Below are 1,747 nucleotides of genomic sequence, written 5' to 3' on the forward strand. Positions count from 1 at the left end.
GGTTCCGCGCATCAGCTTCAACTATCTCGGCCAGTTCGACCAGGCGCTCGAGCGCGACGGCCGCTTCGGCTTTGCCGAGGAAGAGGCCGGCGCGCCGATCGATCCGCATGCGGTCATGGCGCATCTTCTTGATCTGAACAGCTTGATCATGAACGGCAAGCTGTCCATCGGTTGGCGTTACAGTCCCGAATGCGTCGCCGAAAATACGGTTTCTGCCTTGGCGGAAACCTTCAAAGTCAAGCTTGAAGCCTTGATCTCCCATTGCCTGACCGTCGAGCCAGTGCCGACCGCTTCGGATTTTGTCTTTTCCGGCCTTACGCAATCGCAGCTTGAAGCGTTGGCCCTGTCCGGAGATGTCGCGGACATCTATCCTGCGACACAATTGCAGCAGGGACTTCTGTTCCATGGCATGCTGTCGGAAACGGCAGGACATTATATCAATCAAATGCGGATGACGCTGGGCGGGGCGACGGACCGCGCCGCACTGCGGCAGGCCTGGCAGGCGGCGGTCGATCGGCACGAGGCGCTGCGCACCGCTTTCATCTCGTCTCCGTCAAGCGCACTGCTGCAGGTGGTCCGCAGATCGGTAACGCTGCCTTGTGCTGAACATGACTGGTCTTGTGACGAGGGATACGAAGAACGGCTTGCGGTCTGGCTTTCCGAGGACGTGGCGCGCGGATTCGACCCTGCCGAAGCACCGTTGATGCGCATCAATCTGTTTGCGCGCCCCGATGGGGATCTCGATATGATCTGGACGAGCCACCATGCGCTGATGGATGGCTGGAGCACCGCCCGGCTGATCGGAGAGATCGTCACCGACTATGCCAGCCGCATTTCCGGCAGGTCTGCTGACCTGCCGCAGCCGGGATCCTATCGCGATTACGCCGCCTGGATTTCCCGCCAGGCTTCGCCTCAGAGATGGTGGCAGGACAGGCTGAAGGGCTTCGACATGCCGCCGAACCTCATCGACAGTTTCGGTCCGCCGACAGTGCGCGAACCGGGCTATCATCGTGATACGCGAACCCTCGAAGAAGGGCTGGGAAGACGGCTGCGGCGGGCGGCGCAACGGCATCAGCTGACGCTGAACAGCCTGATGCAGGGCGCCTGGGCGCTGCTACTGTCGCGCTATACCGGATACGACAGGGTGGTCTTCGGCGCTACGGTCTCCGGCCGGCCGGCCGAGCTTTCCGGCGCCGAGACGATGGTCGGGCTGTTCATCAACAGCCTGCCTGTTTTCGTCGACGTTTCGGCCGGCGCTCTTCTCGGCGGCTGGCTGCGCGACCTGCAGCAGCATTATGCCGAGCTCAGGCAACATGAGCACACGGCGCTGACCGACCTGCAGCGCTGGGCAGGCCGCTCGGGTGACGCGCTCTTCGACACCCTCTTCGTCTTCGAGAACTATCCCGTCGATCAGGCACTGCGCTCCAAGGACTCGGCGCTGTCGATCCGTGCGATCGATATGCAGGAGCGCAACCACTATCCCCTGACCCTTGTGATCATCCCCTCCGCGAGGATCGAGATTGGCTGGTCCTTTGACGGTGAACACATTCAGCGTGACCTCATCGAGCGGATCGCCGCCCATTACGTGGAGCTTCTGTCGCAGATCGCGTCGGCGGGCGAGGGCACACGGCTCGGCGAACTGACGCTGACCGTGCCGGTTAAGCATCCCACGCCCGCCGACTATCCGTTCGTGGTGGTGACGGAGCGCATCGCCGGCCAGGCGGCTCTTGCGCCTGAGACCGAGGCG

At 62.7% G+C, this 1,747-nt stretch carries 1 protein-coding gene; it reads left to right on the forward strand.

The features are described from left to right. The coding region (locus ACMGE0_RS33425) for a condensation domain-containing protein (protein WP_436820148.1) at positions 1–1,747 on the forward strand (1,747 nt) is incomplete at both ends.

Origin of the sequence: Neorhizobium descurainiae (assembly GCF_051400715.1) — a bacterium.
In the GTDB taxonomy this organism is placed as follows: domain Bacteria; phylum Pseudomonadota; class Alphaproteobacteria; order Rhizobiales; family Rhizobiaceae; genus Neorhizobium.